2 protein-coding genes are annotated in these 8,642 nt (G+C 69.3%); both read left to right on the top strand.

Features of this window, described 5'->3' with window-relative positions; translation table 11 throughout:
* Positions 1–14 precede the first annotated feature (14 nt).
* Entirely contained in the window at positions 15–7,124 is a 7,110-nt protein-coding gene (locus HG543_RS48435; protein ID WP_343073630.1) for a non-ribosomal peptide synthetase, read from the top strand.
* Between the two features lie 12 nt (positions 7,125–7,136).
* Positions 7,137–8,510 carry a cytochrome P450 gene (locus tag HG543_RS48430; RefSeq protein WP_169351759.1) on the top strand — a complete coding sequence of 458 codons (1,374 nt, stop codon included), beginning with the start codon at positions 7,137–7,139 and terminating at the stop codon, positions 8,508–8,510.
* The last annotated feature ends 132 nt before the right edge of the window (positions 8,511–8,642 follow it).

Genomic DNA, 8,642 nt, shown 5'->3' with positions numbered 1-8,642 from the left:
CGGCCGAGCGCTTCATTCCCGACCCCTTCGCCTCGACGCCCGGAGAGCGCCTGTACCGCACGGGGGACCAGGTGCGGCGGCTGGCCGACGGGGGGCTGGAGTACCTGGGCCGACTCGACTTCCAGGTAAAGGTGCGCGGCTTCCGCATCGAGCTGGGTGAAATCGAAGCGGCGCTGGAGCAGCACCCGCGGGTGCGGCAGGCGGTGGTGGTGGCACGCGAGGACGTCGCGGGCGACAAGCGGCTGGTGGCCTACGTCGTGCCGCCCTCGGGGGCGCAGGCTCCCGACGCCAGCGCGCTGCGCGAGGCCCTCAAGCAGCAGCTACCCGAGTACATGGTGCCCTCGGCCTTCGTCGCCCTGGAGGCCCTGCCCCTCACCTTCAACGGCAAGCTCGACAGGAAGGCACTGCCGTCTCCCGAGCTCCAGGTACTGGAGAAGCGCGACTCCTACGTCGCTCCTCGCACGCCCACCGAGCAGCTCCTGGCCTCGCAGTGGGGTCAGCTGCTGGGCCTGGCGCGCATCGGTGCCCGCGACAACTTCTTCGAACTGGGCGGTCATTCGCTGCTGGCCACCCAGGTCATCTCGCGCATCCGCGGCACCTTCGGCGTGGACCTGCCCATCAGCGCCCTCTTCGAGGCCCCCACCCTCGAAGCCCTTGCCGCATCCATCGATGCCCTCGCGCGTGAGGGTGGCGGCGTGAAGCTGCCTCCCCTCCAGCCCATCGACAGGACGGGCGCGCTGCCACTGTCCTTCGCCCAGCAGCGGCTGTGGTTCCTCGACCAGCTCGTCCCCGACAGCGCGCTGTACAACATGCCCGCGCCGCTGCGCCTGGAGGGCTCGCTGGATGTCGCCGCCCTGGAGCGCAGCCTGACGGAGCTGGTGCGCCGTCACGAAGTGCTGCGCACCTCCTTCCCCGCCGAAGCGGGCCAGCCTCTGCAGGTCATCTCGCCTCCCGCGTCCATGCCTCTGGAGCGCGTGGACCTGAGCGCCCTGCCCGCCGACGAGCGCGAGGCCGAAGCCCGCCGGCTCATCGAGGCTGAGTGCCGCAAGCCCTTCTCACTCGCTCGCGGCCCCCTGCTGCGTGCCCTCCTGCTGAAGTTGGCTGAGACCGAGCACGTGCTGCTGCTCAACCTGCACCACATCATCTCCGATGGCTGGTCCATGGGCGTGCTGGCGCGCGAGGTGGTGGCGCTCTACGAGGCCTTCTCGCAAGGTCGGCCTTCGCCCCTGCCCGAGCTGCCCGTGCAGTACGCCGACTTCGCTTCCTGGCAGCGTGGGTGGCTCCAGGGCGAGGCTCTCGAAGCGCAGTTCTCCTACTGGAGCCAGCAGCTTGCCGGCGCGCCCCAGTTGCTGGAGTTGCCTACCGACAGGCCTCGTCCCGCCACCCAGTCCTACCGCGGCGCCACCCTCTCGCGGCTCATGCCCCAGGCGCTCTCCCAGGCGCTTCAGGTGCTCTGCCAGCGCGAGGGCGTCACCTCCTTCATGGCGCTACTGGCCGGCTTCCAAGCCCTGCTGTCGCGCTACTCCGGGCAGACGGACGTCGTCGTGGGTACCGACATCGCCGGCCGGACCCACGCGGATACCGAGAGCCTCATCGGCTTCTTCATCAACCAGCTCGTCATGCGCGGCGACCTCTCGGGAGACCCCACCTTCCGCGAGCTGCTGGGCCGCACGCGTCAGGCGACACTCGGCGCCTATGCGCACCAGGACGTGCCCTTCGAGGAGCTGGTGCGTGTGCTCAACCCCGAGCGCAGCCTCGCGCACGCGCCCATCTTCCAGGTGAAGCTCGTTCTCCAGAACGCGCCCACCACGGAGCTGCACGTGCCGGGGCTCACCTTCCGCGGCACGGAGGGCAGCACGGGCGCGGCGAAGTTCGACCTGACGCTCTCCATCCAGGAGACCCCCGAAGGCCTGTCCTGCCTCGCCGACTACAGCACCGACCTGTTCGACGCTGGCACCATGGCCCGAATGCTGGAGCACCTGCAGGTGGTGCTGGAGGCCGCCGTCGCCCGACCCGACACGCGCCTGTCCTCCCTACCCTTCTTCACCGAAGCCGAGCGCCAGCGCCTCCTCGTCGACTGGAACGGCACGCACGCGGAGCTCGAGGACTCCTGCGCCCACCGCCTCTTCGAGGCCCAGGTGCGGCGCACGCCCGATGCCACCGCCCTTCAGATGGGCGCGACGTCCCTCACCTATCGCCAGCTCGACGAGCGCGCCAACCAGCTTGCGTGGCACCTGCGCTCCCTGGGCGTCGGGCCCGAGGTCCTCGTCGGCTTGTGCGTCGAGCGCTCCCCGGAGCTCGTCGTCTCCATCCTCGCCGTCCTCAAGGCCGGCGGTGCCTGGCTGCCGCTCGACTCCTCCTACCCCACCGAGCGCCTGTCCTTCATGCTGCGCGATGCGCGGCCTCCCGTCCTTCTCACCCACGAGAAGCTCGCCGACGAGCTGCCCGTGCAGAACGAGCTGCTCGTCCTGCTCGACTCCGAGTGGGACTCGCTCATCTCCCGTCAGCCCACTCACGCCCCTGACGTGCGCGTACTGCCCGACAACCTCGCCTACGTCATCTACACCTCCGGCTCCACCGGCCGGCCCAAGGGCACCCTGCTTCGCCACCGCGGCTTGTGCAACACGGCCCGGGAGACCGTCACCTTCATGGACCTGGGGCCCGGTCGCCGCCTGCTCCAGTTCTTCTCCTCGGCCTTCGACGCTTCCGTCTCCGAAATCTTCCCCGCCCTGCTCTCTGGCGCCTGCCTCGTGCTCGCCTCACGTGACGAGCTGATGCCTGGCGAGCCCCTGCTCGAGCTCGTCTCACGGCACTCCATCACCACGCTCAAGCTCACCCCCTCCGTGCTCGCGCAGCTGGAGCCCGAGGGCCTGCGGGGCATTCAGACGCTCATCACCGCGGGAGAGGCGTGCCCGCCGGAGTTGGTGGCGCGCTTCCAACCCGGTCGCCGCTTCGTCAACGCCTACGGCCCCACCGAGGCCACCGTCTGCGCCACCGTCAATACCGACGTCGACTCCCAGCGCGTCTCCATCGGCAAGCCCTTCCACAACGTGCGCACGTACGTGCTGGACGCCTTGCTGCGGCCGGTGCCGGTGGGCGTGCCGGGAGAGCTCTTCATCGGTGGCCTCGGCCTGGCTCGTGGCTACCTCGGCCGCCCGGAGCTGACCGCCGAGCGCTTCATCCCCAACCCCTTCGCCTCCGAGCCCGGAGAACGTCTCTACCGCACCGGCGACAAGGCGCGCTGGCTGGCCGACGGTACCCTCGAGTACCTCGGCCGCATCGACTCGCAGGTGAAGCTGCGTGGCTTCCGCATCGAGCTGGGCGAAGTGGAGTCCGTGCTCGCCTCCCACCCCTCGGTTCGCGAGGCCGTCGTCTCGCTGCGCGAGGACGGCGGTAACGGCGCGAAGCTGGTGGCCTACCTCGTCGCTCAGGCAGACGAGTCCCTCGACGCGGCCGCACTGCGCTCCTTCGCCGGGCAGAAGTTGCCCGAGTACATGGTGCCCGCAACCTTCGTGGTGCTCCCGGCGCTCCCCCTCACCTCCAGCGGCAAGGTGGACAGGAAGGCCCTGCCCGCTCCGGACAGCGCGCTCTCGGCCGGCGTCGAGTACGTCGCGCCTCGCAACGAGACGGAGCGGAAGCTCGCTGCCCTCTGGAGCGAGGTGCTTCAGGTCGAGAAGGTGGGCATCCACGACAACTTCTTCGAGCTGGGCGGCCACTCGCTGCTGGTCACCCAGATTTCTTCTCGTATCCGCGCCTCTCTCGGCGTGGACCTGCCTCTGCCCACCCTCTTCGAGTCCTCCACCATCGAGGCGCTCGCGCGGGCGGTTGAGTCCGTGACCCTCGACACCGCCGCTCCCCACCTGCCGCCGTTGCGGCCCGTGGAAAGGACGGGCGCGCTGCCGCTGTCCTTCGCTCAGCAGCGGCTGTGGTTCCTCGACCAGCTCGTCCCCGACAGCGCGCTGTACAACATGCCCGCGCCGCTGCGCCTGGAGGGCTCGCTGGACGTGGCTGCCCTGGAGCGCAGCCTGACGGAGCTGGTGCGCCGTCACGAAGTGCTGCGCACCTCCTTCCCCTCTGACGCCGGTCAGCCCCTGCAGGTCATCGCGCCTCCCGCGTCCATGCCCCTGGATCGCGTGGACCTCAGCGCCCTGCCCGCCGAGGAGCGCGAGGCTGAAGCCCGCCGGCTCATCGAGGCTGAGTGCCGCAAGCCCTTCTCACTCGCTCGCGGCCCCCTGCTGCGTGCCCTGCTGCTGAAGCTGGCCGACACCGAGCACGTGCTGCTGCTCAACCTGCACCACATCGTCTCCGATGGCTGGTCCATGGGCGTGCTGGCGCGCGAAGTGGTGGCACTCTACGGGGCCTTCTCACAGGGCCAGCCCTCGCCCCTGCCCGAGCTGCCCGTGCAGTACGCCGACTTCGCTTCCTGGCAACGCGGGTGGCTCCAGGGCGAGGCCCTCGAAGCGCAGTTCTCGTACTGGCGCCAGCAGCTCACCGGTGCGCCCCAGCTGCTGGAGCTGCCCACCGACAGGCCCCGCCCGGCAATGCAGTCCTACCGCGGCGCCCTCCTCTCGCGGCTCATGCCCGCGACCCTGGCCAACGCACTCCAGGCGCTCTGCCAGCGCGAGGGCGTCACGTCCTTCATGGCGCTGCTGTCAGGCTTCCAGGCCCTGCTGTCGCGCTACTCCGGGCAGACGGACGTCGTCGTGGGTACCGACATCGCCGGCCGGACCCACGCGGATACCGAGGGGCTCATCGGCTTCTTCATCAACCAGCTCGTCATGCGTGGCGACCTCTCGGGAGACCCCACCTTCCGCGAGCTGTTGGGTCGCACGCGTCAGGCGACACTCGGCGCCTATGCGCACCAGGACGTGCCCTTCGAGGAGCTGGTGCGTGTGCTCAACCCCGAGCGCAGCCTTGCTCACGCGCCGCTGTTCCAGGTGAAGCTCGTCCTGCAGAACACCCCGACCGTCGAGCTGCGTGTGCCGGGGCTCACCTTCCGAGGCGCCGACAGCGGCGCGAGCGCGGCGAAGTTCGACCTGACGCTCTCCATCCAGGAGATGCCCGAGGGCCTGTCCTGCGTCGCCGACTACAGCACCGACCTGTTCGACGCTGGCACCATGGCCCGGATGCTGGAGCACCTGCAGGTGCTGCTGGAGGCCGCTGTCGCCCAACCCGACACGCGCCTGTCCTCCCTGCCCCTGCTCACCACCGCCGAGCGCCAGCGCGTGCTCGTAGAGTGGAATGACACGCGCGCGCAGATGGTAGACACGTGCGCCCACCACCTCTTCGAGGCCCAGGTGGCTCGCAGTCCGGATGCCCCTGCCCTCCAGATGGGTGAGCGGACTCTGACGTACCGTCAGCTCGATGAGCGTGCCAACCAACTGGCTCACCACCTGCGCTCCCTGGGCGTCGGGCCCGAGGTCCTCGTCGGCCTGTGCGTCGAGCGCTCCCCGGAGCTCGTCGTCTCCATCCTCGCCGTCCTCAAGGCCGGCGGTGCCTGGCTGCCGCTCGACTCCTCCTACCCCACCGAGCGCCTGTCCTTCATGCTGCGCGATGCGCGGCCTCCCGTCCTTCTCACCCAGGACAAGCTCGCCGACGAGCTGCCCGTGCAGAACGAGCTGCTCGTCCTGCTCGACTCCGAGTGGGACTCGCTCATCTCTCGTCAGCCCACGCACGCCCCAGACGTGCGCGTACTGCCCGACAACCTCGCCTACGTCATCTACACCTCTGGCTCCACCGGCAGGCCCAAGGGCACCCTGCTGCGCCACCGCGGCCTGTGCAACACGGCCCGGGAGACCCTCACCTTCATGGACCTGGGGCCCGGCCGCCGCCTGCTCCAGTTCTTCTCCTCGGCCTTCGACGCCTCCGTCTCCGAAATCTTCCCCGCCCTGCTCTCCGGCGCCTGCCTCGTGCTTGCCTCTCGCGACGAGTTGATGCCCGGCGAGCCCCTCCTCAAGGTGCTCCAGCAGCACTCCATCACCACGCTCAAGCTCACTCCCTCCGTGCTCGCGCAGCTGGAGCCCGAGCGGCTGCAAGGGGTGCGTACGCTCATCACCGCGGGTGAGGCGTGCCCGCCGGAGTTGGTGGCGCGCTTCCAGCCCGGCCGCCGCTTCGTCAACGCCTACGGCCCCACCGAGGCCACCGTCTGCGCCACCGTCAATACCGACGTCGACGCCCAGCGCGTCTCCATCGGTAAGCCCTTCCACAACGTCCAGACCTACGTCCTCGACTCGCACCTGCGGCCGGTGCCGGTGGGCGTGCCGGGAGAGCTCTTCATCGGTGGCCTCGGCCTGGCTCGTGGCTACCTCGGCCGCCCGGAGCTGACCGCCGAGCGCTTCATCCCCAACCCCTTCGCCTCCGAGCCCGGAGAACGTCTCTACCGCACCGGCGACAAGGCGCGCTGGCTGGCCGACGGTACCCTCGAGTACCTCGGCCGCATCGACTCGCAGGTGAAGCTGCGCGGCTTCCGCATCGAGCTGGGTGAAATCGAGTCCGTGCTCGCCTCCCACCCCTCGGTTCGCGAGGCCGTCGTCTCGCTGCGCGAGGACGGCGGTAACGGCGCGAAGCTGGTGGCCTACGTGGTGCCCGGAGAGGAAGGCACGACCGACACGGGAGCCCTGCGTACCTTCATCGGGGAGAAGCTGCCCGAGTACATGGTGCCCGCGGCCTTCGTGGTGCTCCCGGCGCTCCCCCTCACCTCCAGCGGCAAGGTGGACAGGAAGGCCCTGCCCGCTCCGGACAGCGCGCTCTCGGCCGGCGTCGAGTACGTCGCGCCTCGCAACGAGACGGAGCAGAAGCTCGCCGCCCTCTGGAGCGAGGTGCTTCAGGTCGAGAAGGTGGGCATCCACGATAACTTCTTCGAGCTGGGCGGCCACTCGCTGCTGGCCACCCAGGCCGTCACCCGCATCCGTTCCGCCTTCAACGTGGAGACCTCTCTGCAGGACTTCTTCGAAACGCCCACCGTGGCCGGCTTCGCCCTCAACATCCTGCGGCTCACGGCGCAGGTGGACCTGGCGGAGCTCGAATCGATGATGGCGCAGCTGGATGGACTGGACGACGAGGAGGTGCAGAAGCTGCTCGCCTCCGAATCCTCCTCAACGGATGAAGCGGATCCCCAGGAGTAAGGCCCCACCACCATGACCCCCACCAGGACATCCGCCCTTCCTCCCGGGCCCCAGCGGAGCCGGCTGCCGAGGTTCGCTCTCGGGAAGGCGAAGGATCCGCTGGAAGAGCTCGTCGAGTGGCAGCAGCAGTACGGCGACATCGTCACCTTCCCCACGCGCCACGGTCCGGCCTGGCTGCTGTCACACCCGGATCATGTGCAGTACGTGTTGGCGGACAAGGCCAGCAACTACCTGAACATGGCGGGCGACCATCCGGACCCGCTGCTGGGGCGAGGTCTGTTCGCCAGCAAGGGAGACTTCTGGCTCCGCCAACGCCGCATGGTGCAGCCCGCCTTCCATCGCCCGCGGCTGGCCCGGATGGTGGAGGGGATGGTGCGGGACGTCGAGCAGCTCGCCGAGCGATGGGCTCGCCGTGCGGCCACGAGTGAGCCGCTGGAGCTGCTGGAGCAGATGCGCGGTCTGGTCATCACCATGCTCGGCACTTCCATCTTCTCGGAGGACGTGCGCGCGAGCCGGACCTCGTTGCGCGAGGGCATGGACTACCTCGGGCATGAGTTCCACGGCACCCGCGACTCGCTGATGGATGCGGTGCGGAGGCTGTTCGGCCGACAGGACTCGCGGATGAAGCGCTTCCTCCACGCCATCGAGCAGGTCAACACCGACATGTACCGCCTCATTGCCGAGCGCCGTCAGTCCGCCGCCGGCAAGGACGACATCATGACGATGTTGCTGGAGGCCCGGGACGCGCAGGGCGTGGCCATGACGGACTCCGAGCTGCGTGACGAGCTGGTGAACCTCTTCATCGGCGGGTACGAGTCCACGGCCGTGGCGCTCACGTGGATGCTGTACGAGATGACGCGCCATCCCGAGGTGGAGCAGCGCGCGCGCGGCGAGCTGGCCACCGTGCTGGGAGGACAACCGCTCACGGCCGAGAGCCTCCCGTCCCTCCTCTACACACGCGCGATGGTGGAAGAGACGCTCCGCGTCCACCCTCCCGCCTGGGCCTTCATGCGCCGGGCCCTGAACGAGGACGAGCTCGGGGGCTACTTCGTGGCCCCGGAGACCAAGATGTTGATCTCCCCCTACATCCTGCATCGGCATCCCGGGTTCTGGTCGGAGCCCGAGCGCTTCCTCCCCGAGCGCTTCCTTCCGGAGCAGAAGGAAGGCCGGCATCGCTTCGCCTATCTGCCCTTCGGCGCGGGACAGCGACAGTGCGTTGGCAACGGTTACACGGTGACGCTCCTGACGGTGGCGCTCGCCACATTGCTGCAGCACTGCCAGTGGCGCCTGGTGCCAGGACACCCGGTCATCGCCATGGCCGCAACCACCCGTCGTCCCCGCAACGGCGTCCTGGCCACGCTGCACGCCGCCCCCCTGGCTGCCTGAGCACCGACTCTTCTCCCTTCGAAGCCACTCCCCATGAGCGAAATCCTGAAGCGTCTGGCCGGCCTCTCCCCTGAAAAGCGCGACCTGCTGCTCAAGCAGCTCCAAGCCAAGGGAGCCCGCTCGCCCCAGACC

The sequence above is a fragment of the Pyxidicoccus fallax genome, from assembly GCF_012933655.1.
Lineage (GTDB): Bacteria > Myxococcota > Myxococcia > Myxococcales > Myxococcaceae > Myxococcus > Myxococcus fallax.
This window is presented reverse-complemented; position numbering and strand designations above follow the sequence as displayed.

What these genes read in the sequence shown, in the direction of transcription:
- HG543_RS48430 (WP_169351759.1), top strand. Translation starts at nt 7,137, where the DNA reads ATGACCCCCACCAGGACATCCGCCCTTCCTCCCGGGCCCCAGCGGAGC.